Genomic DNA, 23,368 nt, shown 5'->3' with positions numbered 1-23,368 from the left:
TGTTTATTCACACTTATTCACACCCACTATTTGGAAAATACTCATGAAAAAAGCAAAACCCTATTTAATCACGGCTGGCATTGTACTGGTCGTCATGGCAGGGGTTGGTCTTGCTAAGCGCAATTCAAAATCTGTCGCAAAAACACTCGATAAGGTAGGTATCTAAAATGTCTCAAGCTCTACGCCAAGCTATGAATATGCTTCGCTCTAACGTCATGCCACGCCGTCATGAAATTGACCGCTGGGAAAATATCCGCGCGGGCGGTGAAGCTATTCTTACTATCCCGGTTGGTCCTACTTACTGGGCAATTGAATTTATCCTTAACAATCTTGCACTCACCGACATTGAGTATTTCCAGTTTAAGTTGAACGGTCGTCCTCATATTCACGTGACCCCTCAAGAAATGAAAAAGCTTGCACAGGAAGCGGGTATTCATTGGGATGATTCTCGTCCAACGTTGTATTTTGGCGATCCGTCAATGCTGACATGGGAAGGTCAGTTTTTAAAAACCATGGTCACTAAGGTTACTGATACATGGAAATGCTACGTGCGCATCAAATCGGGTGTAACCAACCCAGAAATTACGTCTAACGCACTCACAACACCAAGCGAGCCGGAGCGTTACTTCTTACCGGAAATCATATCTACGTCATACCGTGCAGGTCGAGCAGGCTTTAACGACATTAACATTGATAACGAAGCGGACTTTTACGTTTCACGCCTCTTTATGGAAGGCAGCGACTTAGAGCACATCGAAATTAAACGCGATGGCACCACCTTCTTAAAAGGCAGTGTCGAAGATATTGACGCTGACCTACGCCGTTTTAAGCGTGTACCTCAAACCGACAACCTAATCCTTGATTTTGTTCAGCAAGGCTTTGGGGCGCTCGGTGTCTTCAACAAAATGGCACCAATGGGTGATTTGGTGTTCCGAGTGAAAAAGGCCTCTGCCGGTGATTTTCCCGTTCTTATTGAAGGTGTTCGTCAAGTGACTGCCTTTCCATCAGTGAAGTAAGGGGGCGCTTATGTCTTGGTGGGAAGGGATAACCGGAGTTATTGACTCAGTAGGTGGGGCGTGGGCTGGCATTGAAGATGCCAAAACATCGGATCCAGAGTATGGAAAAGATAAGATCCCCCCTAAAGGTGAAAATAATGATGGTTCAACCATTGTTGCCGCGCCTCCAAGTTGGCAACAAATGAATCCTCAATGGCTGTGGATTGGTGGTGGTCTATTGGCCTTAATACTGATCTTGCTTTTGGGAGGTCGCCGATGATTCCAGTTATTATCGGCGCGGCTGTCGCCTCTGGCCTAGGGGCTGGATGGTGGGGCGCGACCAAAACAGCCGAAAGCAGTAAAAGCGACATCATCATTGAAGGGGATGCCAGTGTTAAAACGGCAAACTTAACGACAACGGTTGTCGTCACGCTTATTGTGACGATTATCGCCAGTGTCATGCTTAAGAAATTCACGAAAACATAGGAGGCGACATGATACCAGGTATGCCAAGTTTTGGTGATGTGGCGGGCGGATTGGCTAACGGTGGGCCTAGTAGTGCCGAATCAGGTTCAAGCACAGGTAATACGGCAATTACCGCCGGAGGTATCGGCAACCGTGTAGATAGTTCTGGCCTTATGATTGGCGTTGTTGTCGCTGCATTGGTGATTGGGGGTGTCTTACTATGGAAATTAAAGTGATCGCCTACAGTCGTCAGATTGCAGCGTTATTTGCAAGTGCTTTAGGTGACTACTCAGAAGATATTCTTCGAAATATCAAATGTGGTTTGGCTCAAATTTGGCAAATTGAGCAGACGCATTTTGTTGTCATGGTAGAAAGCGACTCTAAAGGCAAAGTGTTGGTTGTGTTATGCGCTGTCGGTGAGGGGTTGGCAAATACGGCCCCTCGCGTTCTTGAGCAAGCTAACAACATAGGGGCTTACGGTTGTCGTTTTCATACCACGCATAAAGGGCTGCATCGACTCATTAACCTACCCGTTCAATGGGTTGAAAATGTGTTCTTAGTACCAGTGGAGGGATGCAATGGGAAGTAAAAGTAAATCATCATCCAGTACCACGAATAACTACACAACCAATACCGAAAACTACGCCCTACAAGGAGATAACGAAGGTAACGCTATTTTAGGCAGTGGCAATACCATGATATCCACTGACCACGGTGCAATAGGTTCCGCTTTTGACTTTGCCGAAGTGGGACTCAAAGAGGCGTTTGGATTTGGGGAAAGCTCCCTCAAGTTTGCAGGAAATGCCTTTGATGGGGCTTTAGATGCAGTAACAGGTACTACGCGTGATGCTATGGATATGATGTCAGGGTTGACGGCTTCACAGAGCGCCCAAAACGATAAATCCATATCAGCCATTCGTGACCTAGCCGAAAACGTCCAAACTGGGGGTGAAGCTGTCATTGCTAAAACCTCAAAAGACATGATGAAAATGGTCATGGCGGTGATTGGTGTCGGCCTTGTGGTCACAGGTGCGGTGCTTTGGAGTAAAAAGTAATGTCAATTGAAAAAACGCTCGCCTCTCATGCAGGGGCGACAGTTCTAGAAACAGGGCGCTTTCTTTACGTTCGCAAAGCCAGTGCGCCCATTTCTGTCACGTTAACGTCTGATGTTGATAATGGTCAGGCGGTAGAAGTTAAGCTTCAACGTGGGGAGCAGTATGATATTGGTGAGTTCTCGCCCACGGCACGCTTTACTCGTTTAGAGATAAAAAATCTATCGAGTGAAATTAATCTGATTGAACTTGAGGTTGGCTATCACCGCTTTACCCCGTCCATTTCAGGCTCTGACATTAACGCGACCATTACAGGATCTACCATTGATTTGCCTGTTGAGGTTGTCAAGCCCATTGAGGTTCAAAAAGTCATTGACCCTATTGATGTGCAGAAAGTCGTTGAGCCGATAGAAGTAAAAAAGGAAAGCAAGCGCTTAATTGACCTAGGTAAACATACCATTGATGTGCAAGGGCAAATCTCAATTGGTGATAACACTCAACGTTATGAACTCATTATGGTTTGTGCGAGTACGAATCAAGGCATGGTATTGGCAAACGGTGTGCCTTTGCTAGCGGGGCAGTCGTTTATCTTAACTTCTGATAAAGCGGTCACAATGACAGGCTTACAAAACGATGAAGTGTATGTCAGTGAGGTGTGTTATGAGTAACCTCTCACCTATCGTGCCAAGCGCTAATAATCAGGGTGGCTTACTTGATTTTGAGCTCGTCAATCAAAGCGCCAAAATAACCGATGCTACTTCTAGGCAAGTCGAGTTTTTACTTTCAGAAAACATCGAGCTTTTAGAGGTTCGCGTGAGCTGGTCAAATGGTGATAATTCTCGTGGGCTTGACCAAGTGTCATTTTGGTCTCAATGCTTTGATAGTAAAGGAAGCGTGATACCTAATAGTCACAGGCCTATGGTCGTGCCTTTTGTAGCGGGTCTTTCAGTGCGCTATTACTTTATTCCAATTTTTACGCCAAGCGAAGCAACCCGAATCGTCTTTACGTGCAACTACATTGATATTGATGTTTGCATTGTATCGCGTGCGACTTTTTTAGAGGGAGAAGAGTCATGATTCAAGTTAATAAGACTGGAGAAATTATTACGATTAACGCGCCTCAATCAAGTCCATCGCTGACCACGCTCAGCGTCGCTCTACCGCCTGAAGTAGCAAGCAATCCAGAGCATTATCGATGGGATGGGAGTGAGTTTGTGTTAACAACGGAAGTCTCTAACGCACAGCAGTATTACAACGCCAAGCGTTACCTTGAAGCAACGGACTTTTACGTCACCCGTAAACTCGAAACCGAATTAGATATTCCTACGGAAATACAACAAAAAAGACAGAAGGCGCGAGACATACTGACCGTGGCCCTACCGGAGTTTTCAATATGAATAAACTTCAGATGGGAACGCTCGGTGGTATTGCGCTCATCGGGTTGCAACTTTTTAGACATAGACATTCAGGCAATCCAGCCAAAACCGCTATCGAGGAGATAATCGGAATGGGAACACCACGAGGTATTCGTAACAACAACCCAACCAACATTAAGCACAGTGAACATAATGATTGGATTGGGCAAACGGGAAGTGATGGCACATTTGCAGTATTTGGTTCGCCAGAATATGGCATTCGCGCAGCAACAAAGCTTATCCAAAACTACCAAAGCAAGTACAACTTAGGCACGGTGCGCGACATTATCGGACGATGGGCACCAGCAGGTGAAGAGAACCCGCATGTTGAAAACTACATCAAACATGTCTCTAAGCGCCTAGGTATCAGCGAAAATAACCACAAAGTACTGACTTCACAATATCCAGTACTTATAGCCGCTATGATTGAGTTTGAAAATGGGGTACAGCCCTATGATATGGACTTGATCGCCCACGGTGTATCTTTGGCTTAACTCTACAACCCAACGTCGAGAGACAGAGGAAACTATGAAAAAACTATTGAACTACTTAACACAAGCATCAACTTGGGAAGGCCTAGCAACAGCAGCGTTAACAATTGGTGCAGTCGCTGATGTTGCGACAACAGGGGGGATTGCCTCGGGAGTATTAGCGGCAGTTGGCGCAATTGCTTCTACAACTTCAATTGCTCGTGATGACCGTAAAGGTAAGTAATGGACGGTGTATTACTTAATTCATTTGCTGGGTTGTTAGGTGATATCAATCCGTTAATTAGTTTAGTCGCTGCTTATCTGTACTTAAAAGCAGCGCAAACACTCAATCAGCATGATAAGCGAATCTCTAAACTAGAATGGGAGCAAGACAATGGCTAAAGCAGGACTCAAAGGCAACGGTACACTAAAGAAAGGCTACAAGTTCGTGAAAGGTAAAAGTACGCCAGTGAAAGTATCTACCGCGAAGAAAAAGCCAACAAAACGAAAACGACGTCGTTAGATTAACTAAAGATAAAATGGACAAAAGGCCGCTATTACTAGCGGCCTTTCTTTTTGCATAAGTATGCAAATTGTATGGCAGGGGTGGAGAGATTCGAACTCCCAACACGCGGATTTGGAATCCGCTGCTCTGCCAATTGGAGCTACACCCCTATATTCAGTTTTAATGAGCTGAAACTCAGAATAAGTGGCGGAGTGGACGGGACTCGAACCCGCGACCCCCGGCGTGACAGGCCGGTATTCTAACCAACTGAACTACCACTCCGCAGTGGTATCTTTGACTAAATAAAGTCTTAGCGTTGGTCGCTTTATTTAGTTTTGCCTTTAGATTTTTTAAAATCTAAAAACAAGGAAACAAGCCTGGCGATGTCCTACTCTCACATGGGGAAGCCCCACACTACCATCGGCGCTACTGCGTTTCACTTCTGAGTTCGGCATGGAGTCAGGTGGGTCCGCAACGCTATGGTCGCCAAGCAAATTCTTCTAAACTCGCCCTAAGGCCAGTTTAATAATTCGGAAAGCTGTTGTCGTTCTCTACACTACATTCAATGTTCTATTTGAGTCCATCAAAACCCCTTGGGTGTTGTATGGTTAAGCCTCACGGGCAATTAGTACAGATTAGCTCAATGCCTCGCAGCACTTACACACCCTGCCTATCAACGTTCTAGTCTTGAACAACCCTTTAGGGCACTTAAAGTGCCAGGGAAGACTCATCTCAGGGCTCGCTTCGCGCTTAGATGCTTTCAGCGCTTATCGATTCCGAACTTAGCTACCGGGCAATGCCACTGGCGTGACAACCCGAACACCAGAGGTTCGTCCACTCCGGTCCTCTCGTACTAGGAGCAGCCCCCTTCAATCTTCCAACGCCCACGGCAGATAGGGACCGAACTGTCTCACGACGTTCTAAACCCAGCTCGCGTACCACTTTAAATGGCGAACAGCCATACCCTTGGGACCGACTTCAGCCCCAGGATGTGATGAGCCGACATCGAGGTGCCAAACACCGCCGTCGATATGAACTCTTGGGCGGTATCAGCCTGTTATCCCCGGAGTACCTTTTATCCGTTGAGCGATGGCCCTTCCATTCAGAACCACCGGATCACTATGACCTGCTTTCGCACCTGCTCGAATTGTCATTCTCGCAGTCAAGCGGGCTTATGCCATTGCACTAACCACACGATGTCCAACCGTGTTTAGCCCACCTTCGTGCTCCTCCGTTACTCTTTGGGAGGAGACCGCCCCAGTCAAACTACCCACCAGGCACTGTCCGCAATCCCGATAAGGGACCAACGTTAGAACATCAAACGTACAAGGGTGGTATTTCAAGGTTGACTCCACTCCATCTAGCGACGAAGTTTCAAAGTCTCCCACCTATCCTACACATGTAGGTTCAATGTTCAGTGCCAAGCTGTAGTAAAGGTTCACGGGGTCTTTCCGTCTAGCCGCGGGTACACTGCATCTTCACAGCGATTTCAATTTCACTGAGTCTCGGGTGGAGACAGCGTGGCCATCATTACGCCATTCGTGCAGGTCGGAACTTACCCGACAAGGAATTTCGCTACCTTAGGACCGTTATAGTTACGGCCGCCGTTTACCGGGGCTTCGATCAAGAGCTTCGACCGAAGTCTAACCCCATCAATTAACCTTCCGGCACCGGGCAGGCGTCACACCGTATACGTCATCTTACGATTTTGCACAGTGCTGTGTTTTTAATAAACAGTTGCAGCCACCTGGTATCTGCGACTCCTAGTAGCTCCATCCGCAAGGGACTTCACCGCCAAGAGCGTACCTTCTCCCGAAGTTACGGTACCATTTTGCCTAGTTCCTTCACCCGAGTTCTCTCAAGCGCCTTGGTATTCTCTACCCGACCACCTGTGTCGGTTTGGGGTACGATTTCTTATAATCTGAAGCTTAGAGGCTTTTCCTGGAAGCATGGCATCAATGACTTCACCACCGTAGTGGCTCGACATCGTATCTCAGCGTTAAGAAAGTCCGGATTTACCTAAACTTTCCGCCTACGTACTTGAACCTGGACAACCGTCGCCAGGCCCACCTAGCCTTCTCCGTCCCCCCATCGCAATTATAAGAAGTACGGGAATATTAACCCGTTTCCCATCGACTACGCCTTTCGGCCTCGCCTTAGGGGTCGACTTACCCTGCCCCGATTAACGTTGGACAGGAACCCTTGGTCTTCCGGCGAGGGGGTTTTTCACCCCCTTTATCGTTACTCATGTCAGCATTCGCACTTCTGATACGTCCAGCAGCCCTTACAGACCACCTTCAACCGCTTACAGAACGCTCCCCTACCCCGCATACAAAGTATGCAGCCGCAGCTTCGGTGTATAGCTTAGCCCCGTTACATCTTCCGCGCAGGCCGACTCGACTAGTGAGCTATTACGCTTTCTTTAAATGATGGCTGCTTCTAAGCCAACATCCTAGCTGTCTAAGCCTTCCCACATCGTTTCCCACTTAGCTATACTTTGGGACCTTAGCTGGCGGTCTGGGTTGTTTCCCTCTCCACGACGGACGTTAGCACCCGCCGTGTGTCTCCCGGATAGTACTTACTGGTATTCGGAGTTTGCAAAGGGTTGGTAAGTCGGGATGACCCCCTAGCCTTAACAGTGCTCTACCCCCAGTAGTATTCGTCCGAGGCGCTACCTAAATAGCTTTCGGGGAGAACCAGCTATCTCCAGGTTTGATTGGCCTTTCACCCCTAGCCACAAGTCATCCGCTAATTTTTCAACATTAGTCGGTTCGGTCCTCCAGTTGATGTTACTCAACCTTCAACCTGCCCATGGCTAGATCACCTGGTTTCGGGTCTAATCCTAGCAACTGTACGCCCAGTTAAGACTCGGTTTCCCTACGGCTCCCCTAAACGGTTAACCTTGCTACTAAAATTAAGTCGCTGACCCATTATACAAAAGGTACGCAGTCACCCAACAAGTGGGCTCCTACTGCTTGTACGTACACGGTTTCAGGTTCTATTTCACTCCCCTCACAGGGGTTCTTTTCGCCTTTCCCTCACGGTACTGGTTCACTATCGGTCAGTCAGTAGTATTTAGCCTTGGAGGATGGTCCCCCCATATTCAGACAGGATATCACGTGTCCCGCCCTACTCGATTTCACTGATTATGATGTGTCGGTTACGGGGCTATCACCCTGTATCGCGAGACTTTCCAGACTCTTCACCTGCATCATTAAAAGCTTAAGGGCTACTCCAATTTCGCTCGCCGCTACTTTCGGAATCTCGGTTGATTTCTACTCCTCCGGGTACTTAGATGTTTCAGTTCCCCGGGTTTGCCTCGTTGTGCTATGTATTCACACAACGATACGTGCTTATGCACGTGGGTTTCCCCATTCAGAAATCCCAGACTCAAACGGTTATTACTACCTAATCTGGGCTTATCGCAAGTTATTACGTCTTTCATCGCCTCTGACTGCCAAGGCATCCACCGTGTACGCTTAGTCACTTAACCATACAACCCCAAGAGGTCTTATGTATGGTAAACAACCAAGGTGTAATTTGTCTCTCATTATTTGAATGAGCGAGAGACATCAGTTTGTCTCACTTTAAAAAGTGACATCAAACTGCGATTTTGCCGGACTCAAATATAAACAATCATGACGAGTCATGGTTGTTTCCAAGAACACTTGAATGTGTGTTGGTACCTAGTCTCTAAAAGAGAATAGGATTTGAGAACTTTTATTTGAACAACAACCAATCACAGTTGTTGTTCGTCAGCTTTCCAAATTGTTAAAGAGCAGATTTTGTTCTTTCGAACCAAACCATGTTTAAAAACACTCAACTTTTTTCAAAGTAAATGCACTTAAAGATGGTGGAGCTATGCGGGATCGAACCGCAGACCTCCTGCGTGCAAGGCAGGCGCTCTCCCAGCTGAGCTATAGCCCCAAAAACTTAATGCTTTAAAGCCAACCCTTTTTGGGAAAAGAATTGGTGGGTCTGAGTGGACTTGAACCACCGACCTCCCGCTTATCAGGCGAGCGCTCTAACCAGCTGAGCTACAGACCCAGCATTAAACTCTTAACGTATTAAACATATCAATCTGTGTGGGTACTCATCGTGAAAATCATCGTATAAGGAGGTGATCCAGCCCCAGGTTCCCCTAGGGCTACCTTGTTACGACTTCACCCCAGTCATGAACCACAAAGTGGTGAGCGTCCTCCCCGAAAGGTTAAACTACCCACTTCTTTTGCAGCCCACTCCCATGGTGTGACGGGCGGTGTGTACAAGGCCCGGGAACGTATTCACCGTGACATTCTGATTCACGATTACTAGCGATTCCGACTTCATGGAGTCGAGTTGCAGACTCCAATCCGGACTACGACGCACTTTTTGGGATTCGCTCACTATCGCTAGCTTGCTGCCCTCTGTATGCGCCATTGTAGCACGTGTGTAGCCCTACTCGTAAGGGCCATGATGACTTGACGTCGTCCCCACCTTCCTCCGGTTTATCACCGGCAGTCTCCCTGGAGTTCCCACCATTACGTGCTGGCAAACAAGGATAAGGGTTGCGCTCGTTGCGGGACTTAACCCAACATTTCACAACACGAGCTGACGACAGCCATGCAGCACCTGTCTTAGAGCTCCCGAAGGCACACCTGCGTCTCCGCTGGCTTCTCTAGATGTCAAGAGTAGGTAAGGTTCTTCGCGTTGCATCGAATTAAACCACATGCTCCACCGCTTGTGCGGGCCCCCGTCAATTCATTTGAGTTTTAATCTTGCGACCGTACTCCCCAGGCGGTCTACTTAACGCGTTAGCTCCGAAAGCCACGGCTCAAGGCCACAACCTCCAAGTAGACATCGTTTACGGCGTGGACTACCAGGGTATCTAATCCTGTTTGCTCCCCACGCTTTCGCATCTGAGTGTCAGTATCTGTCCAGGGGGCCGCCTTCGCCACTGGTATTCCTTCAGATCTCTACGCATTTCACCGCTACACCTGAAATTCTACCCCCCTCTACAGTACTCTAGTCCAACAGTTTCAAATGCAGTTCCGAGGTTGAGCCCCGGGCTTTCACATCTGACTTATTGAACCACCTGCATGCGCTTTACGCCCAGTAATTCCGATTAACGCTCGCACCCTCCGTATTACCGCGGCTGCTGGCACGGAGTTAGCCGGTGCTTCTTCTGTCGCTAACGTCAAGAGATAAGCGTATTAAACTTACCCCCTTCCTCACGACTGAAAGTACTTTACAACCCGAAGGCCTTCTTCATACACGCGGCATGGCTGCATCAGGCTTTCGCCCATTGTGCAATATTCCCCACTGCTGCCTCCCGTAGGAGTCTGGACCGTGTCTCAGTTCCAGTGTGGCTGATCATCCTCTCAGACCAGCTAGGGATCGTCGCCTTGGTGAGCCATTACCTCACCAACTAGCTAATCCCACCTAGGCGTATCCAATAGCACAAGGCCCGAAGGTCCCCTGCTTTGCTCCAAAGAGATTATGCGGTATTAGCCATCGTTTCCAATGGTTATCCCCCTCTACTGGGCAACTTCCTAGGCATTACTCACCCGTCCGCCGCTCGTCAGCAAAGAAAGCAAGCTTTCTTTCTGTTACCGCTCGACTTGCATGTGTTAGGCCTGCCGCCAGCGTTCAATCTGAGCCATGATCAAACTCTTCAATTTAAAGTTTTGATTCCCTAAATAAATAGGGGTCGGCTCAACGAATACTGACTTCAAAACTAGGATTTATCCGAAGATAAACCTGTAATTCTAAAGCTATTATCTTTCCAACAGAAAGATAATGAATTGACTGTGCTCTTTTTGGTTTTCACTTTAAAAAGTGAAATCAAACAGCTCAAGGCTGTACCAAATTGAATTGGTCACTCAGTTCATTGAAACCAAAGTTGTTTCCGAAGAAACTGTTTTTACCTAGGTAAAAACATATTGGATTATCATCAACGAGTGCCCACACAGATTGATAGGTTTAAATTGTTAAAGAGCGTTGCTTGTCGAGACATTCCTTTTAAGAAGAAGCTCTCTAAGCGGACGGTTATTCTAGCGATTTAAGTTTCAGTGTCAAACACTTTTTGAAATTTAATTCTTTTTGAATTTTCGTCTTACTGATAACTCTTGAAGCCTTGTGGCGTCTGCCGTCTCAGTGGTTGCGCATTATAATCAGACTCTCTAATGACGCAAGCCTTTTTTATACAAAAACAACACGAACTGAATCGTTTGTTCAATAAACGCTCAAAAACCACAAGGGCGGACAAAATAACATCAAATTGGACTCTACATGCCCCTTTATTTAGATTGGTGCGCCACTATTTTATTATCAACAACTAACAGTTCTACTTTTTTCTCTGGATCGACTTTTCCAGCTAGTATCGCTTTGGCTAATGGATTTTCTACCGTTTGCTGTATCGCTCGCTTTAGTGGCCTTGCGCCGTAAACGGGATCAAAGCCTACATTGGCAATTAAATCGAGTGCCTGATCTGATACAGCAAGTTGATAACCACTGTCTTCCATGCGTTGGCCCAATTGCGCAAGTTGTATCGACGCAATCGACTTAATATGCTCTTTTCCTAATGGATGGAAGACAACACTTTCATCAACACGATTTAAGAACTCTGGTCGGAAGTGCTTATTAACCACTTCCATTACCGCACTCTTAATGCCCTGATAATCTAAAGCTGCAAAATGTTCCTGAATTTGCGTCGAGCCTAGATTGGATGTCATTATCACAACTGTGTTTCTAAAGTCGACTGTGCGACCCTGTCCATCAGTCAGGCGTCCATCATCAAGAACTTGCAATAAGATATTGAATACATCTGGATGCGCTTTTTCTACTTCATCGAGTAATATCACTGAATAAGGTTTTCTACGAACGGCTTCTGTTATATAGCCACCTTCTTCATAACCTACATAGCCAGGAGGCGCCCCGACTAATCGAGCAACCGAATGCTTCTCCATGAACTCGGACATATCAATGCGAACCATTGCGTCTTCGCTATCAAACATGAAATTAGCGAGTGTTTTACACAACTCGGTTTTTCCTACCCCCGTAGGCCCAAGAAACAAGAATGAACCGATTGGTTTGTTAGGATCAGACAGGCCAGCACGACTTCGGCGAATGGCATTCGCCACCACTTCTACCGCTTCTTTTTGCCCAATAACTCGTTTATGTAGAACTTCTTCCATGCGTAGAAGCTTATCTTTTTCCGCCTCTAGCATTTTTGATACTGGGATGCCTGTCTGTTTAGAAAGGACCTCTGCGATTTCATTATTGGTTACTTTGTTTCGCAATAGTGTCATCTCTTGCATTTCGGCTTGTGTCGCTAGGTCCAATTGTTTTTCTAGCTCAGGTATTCGTCCATATTGCAACTCTGACATACGACTCAGATCACCAGCTCGGCGAGCAAAGTCCATGTCCATCCTCGCTTGTTCAAGCTCAGATTTAATATGTTGAGTACCTGACAACGCGGCTTTTTCTGCGTTCCAAACTTCTTCAAGTTCAGCAAACGCGCGTTCTTTTTCTTGCAGCTCTTGCTCTATTACCACTAAGCGTTTCGAACTCGCATCATCATGCTCATTAATTAATGCTTGTTGCTCGATTTTTATCTGGATTATTTTTCGTTCTAGCTTATCTAACGACTCCGGTTTCGAGTCTATTTGCATCCGTATGCTGGATGCCGCCTCATCAATTAAATCAATCGCTTTATCTGGTAACTGACGGTCTGATACGTAGCGGTGAGAAAGACTCGCAGCGGCAACGATCGCTGGATCCGTAATTTCAACATGATGATGCAATTCATAACGTTCTTTCAGACCACGTAAAATGGCGACCGTATCTTCAACCGAAGGCTCATCCACAATCACTTTTTGAAAGCGACGCTCTAAGGCTGGATCTTTTTCAATATAACGTCGGTATTCATCTAGCGTTGTGGCACCGACACAGTGAAGCTCGCCACGAGCGAGAGCAGGCTTTAGCATATTACCTGCATCCATTGAGCCTTCCCCTTTTCCGGCACCAACCATAGTATGAAGTTCATCAATAAAGAGAATAACGTTACCCTCTTCCTTGGCCAGTTCATTCAGTACCGATTTTAGGCGCTCTTCAAATTCACCACGGTATTTCGCGCCAGCCACAAGAGATCCCATGTCCAAAGACAAGACTCTACGGCCGCGTAAACCTTCTGGTACTTCATTGTTGATAATTCGCTGAGCGAGACCTTCTACTATCGCGGTTTTCCCGACACCAGGCTCACCGATAATAACTGGATTATTTTTGGTGCGACGTTGGAGAACTTGAATCGTTCGGCGAATTTCGTCATCTCGCCCAATAACAGGATCTAGTTTTCCTTGTTCTGCTCTCTCGGTTAGGTCAATGGTGAATTTTTCTAACGCTTGGCGAAGCTCCTCGGCATTTTGATCTTTTACTTTTTGCCCACCGCGAATTTTATCGATGGCGCCTGACAGGTTTTTCTCGGTCAGACCAACCTCTTTAAGTAACGCCCCTAAAGCGCCATTGTCTTCCAATGCGGCGAGTAAAAAGACTTCAGAGGAGATATAAGCATCTTGACGCTTTTGAGCAACTTTATCGCACAAATTAAAAAGCATTCCCATCGCGCTAGAGAGTTGTACATCGCCACCAATGCCACTGACTTTCGGCAAACGCTCTAAGATTTCACTCAATTTGGAGCGCAAATGTGGAACGTCCACATCGAGCATCGTCAGCAATGGTCGAATTGGGCTGCCGTTTTGGTCTAATAAAGAAACCATTAAGTGCACAGGTTCAATATATTGATGGTCACGACCCAAAGCCAATGATTGGGCATCAGAGATGGCAATTTGAAATTTACTTGTAAATCTATCTAGACGCATAGCGATAATTCCAACTGACTAAATGAGTTAATATTTACTAGAAAGATGGATACTAAAGGCTAAATTTTCAAGGGGTAGGGAATAGGAATGAGTCAAAAAAACAAATCACGAACATTACGGGTAGAGTTAGCTCGGTTCAATCCAAATAAATACGGCTTGTCGCCCGGTAATACCATCACGACGGTAGGAAAAGAAATCACGCTTTTGTTGATAGGTGCACATATCGCTAGAAAAGATATGATTAACCCCAACACGCTTTAGACGCTGAGTCGCTAACATCGTCATGTTCGCCAACCATTTGTTATTTTCAATGGGCATAAATGCTCGATCAGCATTTTCATCAAATAGACAAAATGCGTGCAAGACATCTTCACCTACTTCAAACGCTGTTGCACCAATCGCAGGACCAAGCCAAGCAATGACATCGCCATCAAACTGATTCACTGCATTTTCAATGATGCCACCTGCTAACCCTCGCCATCCCGCATGAACCGCTGCCACTTGCGTACCAGACGTGTTGGTTAAGAGTACAGGCAAACAATCTGCGGCCATCGCTGAGCATACAACGTTGTGTGAACGGGTAAAAACACCATCAGCATCTAACACCTTCTCTGTCGGTGCTTTGACTTCAATTATATGTGTCGAATGTGTTTGGTTTAGCCAAACAGGCTGACTAGGCATGGCACATTGTTCAGCAAATAACGTTCTATTTTGCTCAACCAGTGCAACATCATCCCCAACATGTGTTCCTAGATTCAATCCGTCATAGGGCGGCAATGAAACCCCACCAACACGAGTTGAAGACACTGCTTTTATACAGCTAGGAGCATTCCAGTTAGGGATGATCATGGTTAATAATCTTCGGCGTGGTTTAGTTTTGCATCTTCTCGCAGTGCTTCAGTAATCGCGACCATATCATCAGGAACCGGTGCATGGAATTCTAACGTTTCCCCAGTCACTGGATGTTCAAAACGAAGCATCACAGCATGCAGAGCTTGTCGTTGAAAGCCGCGAATCATCTCGGTCACTTCTTCACTTGCGTCTCTTGGTATACGAGCTCGGCCACCATAGGCGGTATCACCTAATAACGGATGCTGCAAATACGACATATGAACGCGGATTTGGTGCGTTCGACCCGATTCAAGGCGTAAGCGAATGCGCGTATGTTCTCTGAAGTGTTCAGCGACTCGGTAGTGAGTTACCGCCGGTTTCCCCATAGGCGCTACAGCCATCAGGGTACGCTTCGTTGAGTGACGACCAATCGGTTGATCTACTTTACCGCCAGCGGTCATTTTACCAATGGCTATCGCTTCGTATTCACGAGTGATTTTACGTTTTTGCAGTGCACGTACTAATCGAGTTTGTGCGGGCACAGTTTTAGCGACCACCATAAGACCTGTTGTGTCTTTATCTAAACGGTGGACAATGCCCGCGCGCGGTACTTCTGCAATATCAGGGTAATGAAAAAGTAATGCGTTAAGCACGGTGCGATCTGGCGTCCCTGCTCCTGGATGAACAACAAAACCAATCGGTTTATTGATAACCAAAAGATCGTCATCTTCATAGACAATATCAAGCGGAATATCTTGAGCTTCCCAACGCTGTTCGTCTTCAAGCTCTGCTTGAACGGTAATAAGTTCTCCACCCATTACTTTAACGCGAGGTTTGGTAATTACTTCACCATCCACTTGGATTTTACCGGCCAATAACCACTCTTTGATACGAGAGCGTGAGAAATCGGCGAATAATTCCGCGACAGCTTGGTCTAATCTCTGACCAAGCTGGCTATCTTTTACTGTATTTGTTAATTCTATCTGCTGGGCCATATCGAACTTTTTCAAAAACTGTGAGACTAATGCTCACTACTGTGGAAAAATAAGCGTCATTGTATCTGTTACGAAGAAGAAAGTAACGGAAGCTTAAGAAATATTTAATTCAAGGAATCAGCTCCTGACATGAAACACTATACTTTATCCAGTTTACTCGCTCTTACTTTACTGTTTGGTTGCTCAAGCAGTAATGAGATTGTTCCCGATGTTCCACCATCAGAGCTCTATGCAGAAGCTCAATTATCCCTGCGTTCAGGAAACTGGTTAACAGCAATAGAACAGCTAGAGGCCTTAGACTCACGTTACCCTTTTGGCGCTTACTCTGAACAGGTACAGCTAGACCTTATATACGCGTATTACAAAAACGATGACTTGGCATTAGGCCTTGCTACTATTGAGCGCTTTAGCCGTTTAAACCCAACGCATAACAAGCTCGACTGGGTGCTTTACATGCGTGGCCTAACACACATGGCTCAAGATCGTAATTTCATGCATGATTTATTTAATGTCGATCGAAGTGATCGAGATCCTGAACCAGTAAAGAAAGCGTTCGCTGATTTTAAAAAGCTGCTTCAGCGCTACCCGAATAGTCAATTTGCTAATGATTCTAGAAAACGCATGTACGCGCTAAAGAATCGATTAGCCGACTATGATTTGGCGACCGCAGATTTTTATCTACGCAGAGAGGCCTGGATTGCTGCTATCAACCGCAGCCAAGAGCTACAAAAGACCTATCCAGACACAGTGGCCGCCCGCAAATCATTAGAGATTCAATTAACGGCGTATGAAGAGCTTGGATTAGAAGAAGCGGTTGCTAGAACCCAAAAACTTATTGAGCTTAATGGCAATTAATACACGCCAATAAAAGTAACTCTCTGATTTAAAGCCGCTTCTTATGACGCGGCTTTTTTGTATCACTTGCTCATACCAGTATTTCGCCTACCCTTAAAGAATCACTTAGTAAAGGATTGGTTTATTGTGACCTTCAAATGTAGGCAGTGGTTTACTTTTATATTTCTGTTACTGGGCGTATCAAGTGCTTCTGCGCTAGAACTATCCCCTCTGCAAAAAAAACCCTACAAAGGCGACTTTGACGAATTAAAAGATAAGAGTGTTATCCGTGTTTTGGTGGCTGCTGATTTAGGGTTTTATTACATCGAAGGTGGACGGCCAAAGGGAATTATTGCCGAGTTACTTTATCATTTTGAAAAACAACTCAAAAAGACGTCGCCCTATCTAAACCTACAGGTGATTCCTATTCATCGAGATGACTTGCTACCCGCTATTGAAAGTGGGTACGGTGATCTCGCCATTGCCAACCTCACCATCACAGAAAAAAGAAAACAACGCGTCGATTTTAGTGCTCCTTTTATCAGCGATGTCAGTGAACTTATCGTGACTCAGCAATCGGTGACACCATTCACCTCAATTGAACAACTGAGTGGCCAAGAAATCTGGATTCGCGCAAGCTCCAGTTATTTTGAAAGCCTACAACGTATCAATTTTCAGCTCGATGCCATCGATCAACCTCCCGTTGTTATTCAGTTTATTGAAGAAACGCTACAAGACTATGAACTGATGGAAATGATCAATTTAGGCCATATCAAAGCAACCGTTCTAGACAGCCATAAAGCAGAACTATGGATGAACACAATGGAAAACCTACAGATCCACACTGATGTTCCACTTCGTGAGGGTGGAAAAATTGCTTGGGCAATGAGAAAAAATAGCCCTCAATTAAAAAAAGTAACGGATCAATTTTTAAAGTCTTCTCGAGCTGGGACACTTTTGGGTAACGTTATTTATAACAAATATATCGAAGACACTCGTTGGTTAGCACGATTACTCGACCCTAATAAAGTGGAACGTCTAGCTTCGTTATACTCGATATTTACAGTCTATTCCGAGCAATACTCATTCGACCCACTGATGATGTCAGCTCAAGGCTTTCAAGAATCAGGTTTAGATCAAAGTAAAGTGTCCCACAAAGGCGCGGTTGGTGTGATGCAGGTGCTACCAAGTACCGCAAAAGATCCCAACGTTGCGATTCCTGATATTCAAAAAGTCGACAACAATATTCATGCTGGCGTGAAATACATGCGGTTCATACAAGATCGGTATTTTACTGATGATGATATTTCCGCTGATAATCAGGTCTATTTCACTCTTGCTGCATACAATGCGGGACCGGCCAACATTCGGAAAATGAGACGATTAGCCGTTAAGCACGGTTATGACCCAAATGTATGGTTTAAAAATGTGGAAATTATTGCACGAAGAAATATAGGCAAAGAACCGGTCACTTATGTGGCCAACATCAATCGATATTACGTCGTCTACAAACAGCTGTCCGCATTAGAAAAGTTACGTGCAAAAAGAAATGCTAGCGTTACACCGACAGAATTACTGCCACTTCGCGAACAATAAAACAGCCTTACCCTGCTGCATTATCGTAGCCATTGAAGGGGCGCTTGAAGGTATCGGGAGCAAGATCACAATGATGAGTGAACAGAAAACAAACAGGAAAGTTTTTTAGGCTGTAAAAAGCCCCCAAAAATAAGGTTTTTTTTGCGTATTACCCCTTCCAATCTAGTCTTATCCCAATAAAAAACAAGCTTTTCTTTATGAAAACAACATGACTCTTTGCGTAAGATCACATTTAGTTTTCATTAGTTAATCCCGACAATAAATAGTGATCTATATCACATAATTTTCTACTCAAATGCGTAATCTGAAGTTAACCCATAAGGGATGACACAGAGGAAAGCATTTATGAAAGTAAAAATCACTGGTAAAAATATCGACATCACCTCTGCTATCCGTGATCACATTGAAAGTAAGTTTAAAAAACTTGAGAAGTGGCAAGTAGACATTATTGGATGCCAAACCACTTTTAGCGAAGCACCCAATAAGCAAAAGAAATTTGAAGCCATAATGACGGTACCCAAAGGGCAACTGGTCGCTTCAGCAACCCATGATGATTTATACGCTGCCGTTAACGAGGTAGAACAAAAATTAGAACGTCAGCTAAACAAACTACGTCACAAGCCAGAAGCTAGACGAGCAGAAAAACTTGAGCTTGAAGAAGAAATAGAATAACGATTGATAAATGAAACTTAAAAATAGCGCTGAAAAGCGCTATTTTTTTTCTTGACGCTCTAAGCTCGCTTGCTTATTGTGTTTAAATATTCACTCTTGAGTGAGCAATTATGCAAACTTACCTGTTCTTTTTTGACTTCTTTTTACTCCAATAACCTTGGAGGCGAGATCGTTTGCAGAAGATAAGTCAAAAACGAACAAGAAGCCTCCCAAATGGGAGGCTTTTTTATAAAGGAAATATTCATGACCGACAAACAATACTCACTGGAAGAAATTCGTACACGCCTTAACGAATTGGATGATCAATTACTCAGTTTGATCTCTGAACGACGAAAAATGAGTATTGAGGTAGCGAAAAGTAAAGTAGAAACCTCTAAGCCCGTTCGCGATGCCGATAGAGAACAGCAACTTTTGGTCAAACTCATTAATAATGGCCAAAATAAATACAACCTTGATGCTCAGTACATAACGAAACTTTTTCACACAATTATTGAAGATTCCGTTTTATTGCAGCAAGCTTACCTACAAAACTTAGCGAACCCTCAAAGCAGAAAACCACTCGCTAGAGTCGCTTTCCTTGGCTCGAAAGGCTCTTACTCTCACCTCGCAAGTAGAGAGTTCTTCAGCCGAAAAAATATGGAATTGGTGGAGCTCAACTGTGAAAGTTTTCGAGATATTACCAGCACCGTTGAGTCGGGCCATGCGGATTACGGCGTACTTCCTATAGAGAACACCAGTTCGGGTTCCATTAATGAAGTGTATGACTTATTACAACATACAACACTTTATATCGTAGGTGAGCTCACACAACGCATAGAGCACTGTTTAGTAAGCACTTCTGAGATTCGAATTGAAGACATTAAAACACTTTATTCTCACCCTCAGCCCCACCAGCAATGCAGTGAGTTCTTGAACCGCTTAAAAGGAGTGACTCTAGAGTCCTGTGCGAGTACCGCTGATGCAATGAAAAAAGTGAAGCAGCTAAACAGAAGCGATGTTGCGGCGATTGGTAACGCATCAAGCGGCAAGATATACGGTTTACAACCCATCCAAGGTAATATTGCCAACCAAACGGAAAATCACACCCGCTTTATCGTGGTGGCGCGTAAACCTGTAGAAGTATCGCAGCAAATACCAGCCAAAACGACGGTCATTATGTCGACTTCTCAAGAAGCAGGATCTCTGGTTGAAACACTACTGATACTTCAACGCTACGGCATCAATATGACGAAGTTAGAATCTCGACCAATCATGGGGAACCCTTGGGAAGAGATGTTCTATGTCGATCTTCAAGCTCATCTGGACTCACAACATATGCAATCGGCCATCAATGAACTTACGAAAATCACAAAACACCTTAAAGTATTAGGCTGTTATCCGGCAGAGAACGTGAAACCCACCCAAGTAAAGCTTCAATAAGTCTACATCTGTCTAATAAATCGTGGGAATGAGCTGACACTTTTACAAGCGCCCCGTAGAATTCTCCATTCTACGGGGTATAAAAAGTGACGTTTCTTTCGCCCCTCTTTATGAACCCATGAAGATTCAGATGCATATAACTTTAATATAACTCAGGATAAACTCACGACTATGATGTTAAGGATAACACCAGCTATTTTGGGGCAAGGGCCAGTACCGCATCCCGTTGCTAGGCTATTATGAAGCTTAATACCCGAATATTACTGCTAGTCGCCCCTGTTATAGCCTTAAGTGCTGCGCTATCAAGCTACTCTATTTTTCAGCAACAAAAAGATGCTTTACTGAAACGAGAAGAAAGTTATCTTCAGCTTAATATGGAGAAGCTGGCTGGGTATTTTCGTCATTCTGTTTCCGTGTTAAATGGCTATTCCTATACGCTGACGAAAAGCGACATCATTCGATACTACTTCCATAATGAGAATAGTCCCTACCATGATCTTGAATTAATCGATAATTTAAAGCGTTCTATTACCTCTCTTCAATCTGGTGCTGACGCCAGTGGCCGCCTAGCTATTCTAGATAATAATCGAAACGCTCGATTTTATGTCGACAGTAATACAGATACTCTCGACACGCTTGACCCTAAAATCCGAGAATATACTGACAACGTTTATACCAAGACGAAAAAAACCAGTCATATAGGCTACACACAAAACTCTCAAGGTGAAGGGGTACTGATTCGATATGATTTACTCGGAAAGGATAGCCTCAAACATCCTACAGAAAATGGGAATGAAGAGACCTTTTTTGTGGTCGTTTCTGTCTCTCTTACCGCTTTCAATCAACTGCGTAAGCAAATAGAGTTTGATACTAAAAGCAGTATATTCTTTACCGAAGTTCCAATTGTCCCTAAGCGCCTTATTCCAGACCCATCAAAACTGACTCAAACGGTGCAACTGAAAAAAAACTTCTATGCCACGTTAGATCCCGCTCATTTTATTATTGATGATAAGATCTATGCGCTAGGGAAAAACCTCGCTTCTTCTTTTGGTATTTCTTCACTTATCACCGTTCTTATTCTCACTTTTCTTCTCTATAGACATGTGATAAGCCCAATATCTAGGCTCGATCAGCAACTTGGTGAAGTAGAGAGCAAACAACGTAAAAATATTGAACTGCTGAAAGGTGACGATGAAATTGCGCATCTATCTCGACGCTTTCACGCTATGTATCAAGAGCTCAACACGACCTATCAAAAAACCAAAGCATTAGCAGAAAATGATCACTTAACCCAATTGGCCAATCGCCATCATTTTCATCAATTGGCTGAGCGTGCGTTGTCAAATACACGCTCCAGCAAGCAAGTTTGGATTCTTTACATCGACCTCGACAATTTCAAATACGTAAACGACAAATATGGTCATACGATTGGCGACAAACTCCTAATCAACTTTGCGCACCACATTCAAACGCTAAGTAATGAGTTCCATAAAAAGCATCACGTGAAATGCTTTGCTTCTCGGCTTTCTGGTGACGAATTCGCTATTTTCATCTCTTCAAAGCACTTTGATAACGAATGCCATATCATTCGAACTTTCACTGAAAAGTTACTTGAGCCTATTCAAAAAAGTCACGACTCTTTATTAGGTAGCTTTCCGGTAACGGCAAGCGTTGGCATCGCCACTTATCCTAAAGACGGTAACGACATCCACTCTCTCATTTCTAGAGCTGACACCGCCATGTATCAAGCCAAAAAAGCAGGGAAAAACCAGGTCGGCTACTACTCCAAAGAAATGGATGAAGCGGTTCAGCGCAGAACTCAAATTGAGCGTGCACTGAGAAATGCAGAGATAGAAAATGAGTTTCGTTTGGTTTATCAACCTTATTTTGATCAAAGCGGAGCGAACGTTGTTGGTGTGGAAGCATTGTTGCGTTGGCATTCATTAAAGCTGGGAATGGTTTGCCCTAGTGAGTTTATTCCCATCGCCGAACAAACAGGGTTATTTGGAAAAATTGACCGTTGGGTAATACGCACTGCGTTTGGTGACTTTGGTTCTTTGCAGTCAATGTTTGAAAAAGAGATTCAGCTGTCGATCAACCTGTCATCCGCAGAGTTGGACTCACTTCAACTTGCCAATTATGTCCAACAGCAAGCCACGTTATACAATGTAAACCCAAACCTTATTGATTTTGAGATTACAGAAACGTTTGCCAGCGATTCACAAAGCTTCCCATTACTGCATGAACTCACTATGCAAGGCTATCGTTTAGCCATTGATGATTTCGGCTCTGGATACACGTCGATTACGCACTTAGTTCAGTACCCGGTACAGAAAATTAAGTTGGATCGTTTTTTCTTAGAGACATTGATAAAGACGGGGAACGAGAAAGTCATCAAGCCACTCATTGACCTTTGTCATTCACAATCTATGGCCGTCACTGCAGAAGGTATAGAAAACGAAGAAATGCATTACTGGCTCTCAGCTTACCAATGTGATTACATGCAAGGGTTTCATTTTGCGCACCCTCTTTCATTAGAAGAATTAAAAATATGGCGCAAAAACTTGCAAAAAGGACATAAAAAACATGAACAAGATCAGCAACGTTGTCATAGCTTCGCTTAACCCAGCGAAGATTAATGCCGTTAAAAGTGCCTTTAGTGACACATTTCCCAACGTGGCGTTTGAATTTATGGGCGTGTCGGTTCCTAGTGAGGTCGATGATCAACCGATGTCAAACCATGAAACTCACCTAGGCGCACTCAACCGGGTAAAAAATGCCAAACAGGTTCAAGCAAACGCAGACTATTATGTAGGACTAGAGGCTGGGATAGAAAACAACATGACATTTGCTTGGATGGTCGTTGAATCACAGTCTCAGCGAGGAGAATCTCGCTCGGCAAGCTTAATGTTACCTCCAAAAGTCCTAACAAAGCTTCAAGACGCCAATGAGCTGGGCGATGTTATGGATGATGTGTTTGGAACTCAAAACATTAAGCAACAAGGTGGGGCAATTGGCCTACTGACACACAATCAACTAAGTCGAAGCCGCGTGTATCATCAAGCCTTAGTCTTAGCGCTGATCCCATTTATCAATCCAAACCACTTCCCTGATAGTTTATAGATTAATTAAGTTAATAGGTTGGTTGGGTGAATATCTTAATCATGTTAAGAGCGGCCCTTTATAGGCCGTTCCTTCGGGCTTGAAGATAGAGCACCCCTTAGTTAATGAACATAACTATCGACATAACAATCGCCATAA

Annotated in this window: 23 protein-coding genes, 4 tRNA genes, 3 rRNA genes and 1 other annotated feature; of the genes, 20 read left to right on the top strand and 10 right to left on the bottom strand. The window is 44.7% G+C overall.

The features are described 5' to 3' along the window. Positions 1–43 precede the first annotated feature (43 nt). The 14 genes from QF117_RS09190 to QF117_RS09125 are packed head-to-tail and all read left to right on the top strand — an operon-like array spanning position 44 to position 4,920. Positions 44–166, top strand: coding sequence for a hypothetical protein (locus QF117_RS09190; protein WP_282388080.1), 123 nt, complete (start codon positions 44–46; stop codon positions 164–166). Between the two features lies 1 nt (position 167). Further along, positions 168–1,016, top strand: coding sequence for a major capsid protein P2 (locus QF117_RS09185; RefSeq protein ID WP_282388081.1), 849 nt, complete (start codon positions 168–170; stop codon positions 1,014–1,016). Between the two features lie 10 nt (positions 1,017–1,026). Continuing rightward, on the top strand, positions 1,027–1,275 hold the full coding sequence (locus QF117_RS09180) for a hypothetical protein (protein WP_282388082.1): 249 nt from the start codon (positions 1,027–1,029) through the stop codon (positions 1,273–1,275). Continuing rightward, positions 1,272–1,481 (top strand): hypothetical protein, encoded by a 210-nt coding sequence (locus QF117_RS09175; RefSeq protein ID WP_282388083.1) that lies wholly within the window; start codon positions 1,272–1,274, stop codon positions 1,479–1,481. The genes QF117_RS09180 and QF117_RS09175 overlap by 4 nt, the downstream gene beginning before the upstream one ends. Before the next feature lie 8 nt (positions 1,482–1,489). Next, positions 1,490–1,696 carry a hypothetical protein gene (locus QF117_RS09170; protein ID WP_282388084.1) on the top strand — a complete coding sequence of 69 codons (207 nt, stop codon included), beginning with the start codon at positions 1,490–1,492 and terminating at the stop codon, positions 1,694–1,696. Next, positions 1,681–2,049, top strand: coding sequence for a hypothetical protein (locus QF117_RS09165; RefSeq protein WP_282388085.1), 369 nt, complete (start codon positions 1,681–1,683; stop codon positions 2,047–2,049). Before QF117_RS09170 ends, QF117_RS09165 begins: the two co-directional genes overlap by 16 nt. Further along, positions 2,039–2,515 carry a hypothetical protein gene (locus tag QF117_RS09160; protein ID WP_282388086.1) on the top strand — a complete coding sequence of 159 codons (477 nt, stop codon included), beginning with the start codon at positions 2,039–2,041 and terminating at the stop codon, positions 2,513–2,515. The genes QF117_RS09165 and QF117_RS09160 overlap by 11 nt, the downstream gene beginning before the upstream one ends. Next, a complete protein-coding gene (locus QF117_RS09155; RefSeq protein ID WP_282388087.1) occupies positions 2,515–3,180 on the top strand; it encodes a hypothetical protein in 666 nt (221 codons plus the stop codon). The genes QF117_RS09160 and QF117_RS09155 overlap by 1 nt, the downstream gene beginning before the upstream one ends. After that, a complete protein-coding gene (locus tag QF117_RS09150) occupies positions 3,173–3,589 on the top strand; it encodes a hypothetical protein (protein WP_282388088.1) in 417 nt (138 codons plus the stop codon). Before QF117_RS09155 ends, QF117_RS09150 begins: the two co-directional genes overlap by 8 nt. Beyond that, a complete protein-coding gene (locus QF117_RS09145; protein ID WP_282388089.1) occupies positions 3,586–3,909 on the top strand; it encodes a hypothetical protein in 324 nt (107 codons plus the stop codon). Before QF117_RS09150 ends, QF117_RS09145 begins: the two co-directional genes overlap by 4 nt. Then, positions 3,906–4,421, top strand: coding sequence for a structural protein P5 (locus QF117_RS09140; protein WP_282388090.1), 516 nt, complete (start codon positions 3,906–3,908; stop codon positions 4,419–4,421). The genes QF117_RS09145 and QF117_RS09140 overlap by 4 nt, the downstream gene beginning before the upstream one ends. A 34-nt stretch (positions 4,422–4,455) precedes the next feature. Beyond that, positions 4,456–4,641: a hypothetical protein gene (locus tag QF117_RS09135; RefSeq protein ID WP_282388091.1), complete on the top strand. Its 186-nt coding sequence runs from the start codon at positions 4,456–4,458 to the stop codon at positions 4,639–4,641. Beyond that, a complete protein-coding gene (locus QF117_RS09130; RefSeq protein ID WP_282388092.1) occupies positions 4,641–4,799 on the top strand; it encodes a hypothetical protein in 159 nt (52 codons plus the stop codon). The genes QF117_RS09135 and QF117_RS09130 overlap by 1 nt, the downstream gene beginning before the upstream one ends. Further along, positions 4,792–4,920: a hypothetical protein gene (locus QF117_RS09125; protein ID WP_282388093.1), complete on the top strand. Its 129-nt coding sequence runs from the start codon at positions 4,792–4,794 to the stop codon at positions 4,918–4,920. Before QF117_RS09130 ends, QF117_RS09125 begins: the two co-directional genes overlap by 8 nt. Before the next feature lie 75 nt (positions 4,921–4,995). On the opposite strand, the gene QF117_RS09120 is transcribed toward QF117_RS09125, so the two are convergent. The 10 genes from QF117_RS09120 to rluD all read right to left on the bottom strand — a co-directional run bounded on the left by QF117_RS09120 (position 4,996) and on the right by rluD (position 15,586). Then, positions 4,996–5,072: transfer RNA gene (locus tag QF117_RS09120), tRNA-Trp, on the bottom strand. A 35-nt stretch (positions 5,073–5,107) separates the two neighbouring features. Beyond that, positions 5,108–5,184: transfer RNA gene (locus QF117_RS09115), tRNA-Asp, on the bottom strand. A gap of 93 nt (positions 5,185–5,277) precedes the next feature. After that, a 5S ribosomal RNA gene (gene rrf / locus QF117_RS09110) occupies positions 5,278–5,393 on the bottom strand. Between the two features lie 113 nt (positions 5,394–5,506). After that, positions 5,507–8,395: ribosomal RNA gene (locus QF117_RS09105) — 23S ribosomal RNA — on the bottom strand. A gap of 358 nt (positions 8,396–8,753) precedes the next feature. Continuing rightward, positions 8,754–8,829, bottom strand: a tRNA-Ala gene (locus QF117_RS09100). Positions 8,830–8,872: 43 nt separating this feature from the next. After that, a tRNA-Ile gene (locus QF117_RS09095) sits at positions 8,873–8,949 on the bottom strand. Between the two features lie 66 nt (positions 8,950–9,015). Beyond that, a 16S ribosomal RNA gene (locus QF117_RS09090) occupies positions 9,016–10,562 on the bottom strand. Together the 16S, 23S and 5S rRNA genes with 4 tRNA genes alongside form the textbook arrangement of a ribosomal RNA operon. Positions 10,563–11,180: 618 nt before the next feature. Further along, complete coding sequence (gene clpB / locus QF117_RS09085) at positions 11,181–13,760, bottom strand: ATP-dependent chaperone ClpB (protein WP_282388642.1); 2,580 nt, start codon at positions 13,758–13,760, stop codon at positions 11,181–11,183. Between the two features lie 126 nt (positions 13,761–13,886). Next, the gene (gene pgeF / locus QF117_RS09080; protein ID WP_282388641.1) at positions 13,887–14,609 is read right to left on the bottom strand and encodes a peptidoglycan editing factor PgeF; all 723 of its coding nucleotides are present in this window, start codon (positions 14,607–14,609) and stop codon (positions 13,887–13,889) included. Between the two features lie 2 nt (positions 14,610–14,611). Next, positions 14,612–15,586, bottom strand: a complete 975-nt coding sequence (rluD, locus tag QF117_RS09075) for a 23S rRNA pseudouridine(1911/1915/1917) synthase RluD (RefSeq protein WP_017036905.1) — start codon at positions 15,584–15,586, stop codon at positions 14,612–14,614. A 129-nt stretch (positions 15,587–15,715) separates the two neighbouring features. Between rluD and bamD the strand changes: the two genes are divergently transcribed. The 6 genes from bamD (at position 15,716) to yjjX (ending at position 23,230) form a co-directional block, all read left to right on the top strand. After that, positions 15,716–16,441 carry an outer membrane protein assembly factor BamD gene (gene bamD / locus QF117_RS09070; protein ID WP_017039777.1) on the top strand — a complete coding sequence of 242 codons (726 nt, stop codon included), beginning with the start codon at positions 15,716–15,718 and terminating at the stop codon, positions 16,439–16,441. Between the two features lie 126 nt (positions 16,442–16,567). Beyond that, complete coding sequence (locus tag QF117_RS09065) at positions 16,568–18,016, top strand: lytic transglycosylase F (protein WP_282388640.1); 1,449 nt, start codon at positions 16,568–16,570, stop codon at positions 18,014–18,016. A 345-nt stretch (positions 18,017–18,361) separates the two neighbouring features. After that, on the top strand, positions 18,362–18,688 hold the full coding sequence (gene raiA / locus QF117_RS09060; protein ID WP_282388639.1) for a ribosome-associated translation inhibitor RaiA: 327 nt from the start codon (positions 18,362–18,364) through the stop codon (positions 18,686–18,688). A gap of 109 nt (positions 18,689–18,797) precedes the next feature. Then, positions 18,798–18,918 (top strand) — a sequence feature (Phe leader region). Between the two features lie 13 nt (positions 18,919–18,931). Beyond that, a complete protein-coding gene (gene pheA / locus QF117_RS09055; protein WP_017035443.1) occupies positions 18,932–20,107 on the top strand; it encodes a prephenate dehydratase in 1,176 nt (391 codons plus the stop codon). Positions 20,108–20,346: 239 nt separating this feature from the next. Continuing rightward, complete coding sequence (locus QF117_RS09050) at positions 20,347–22,731, top strand: EAL domain-containing protein (protein ID WP_282388638.1); 2,385 nt, start codon at positions 20,347–20,349, stop codon at positions 22,729–22,731. Continuing rightward, positions 22,703–23,230 (top strand): inosine/xanthosine triphosphatase, encoded by a 528-nt coding sequence (gene yjjX, locus QF117_RS09045; protein WP_282389449.1) that lies wholly within the window; start codon positions 22,703–22,705, stop codon positions 23,228–23,230. Before QF117_RS09050 ends, yjjX begins: the two co-directional genes overlap by 29 nt. Positions 23,231–23,368: the final 138 nt, after the last annotated feature.

Source organism: Vibrio sp. YMD68 (assembly GCF_029958905.1).
Taxonomy (GTDB): Bacteria; Pseudomonadota; Gammaproteobacteria; order Enterobacterales; family Vibrionaceae; genus Vibrio.
Note: the sequence above shows the minus strand (reverse complement) of the source record. Positions and strands in the feature narration are given on the sequence as shown.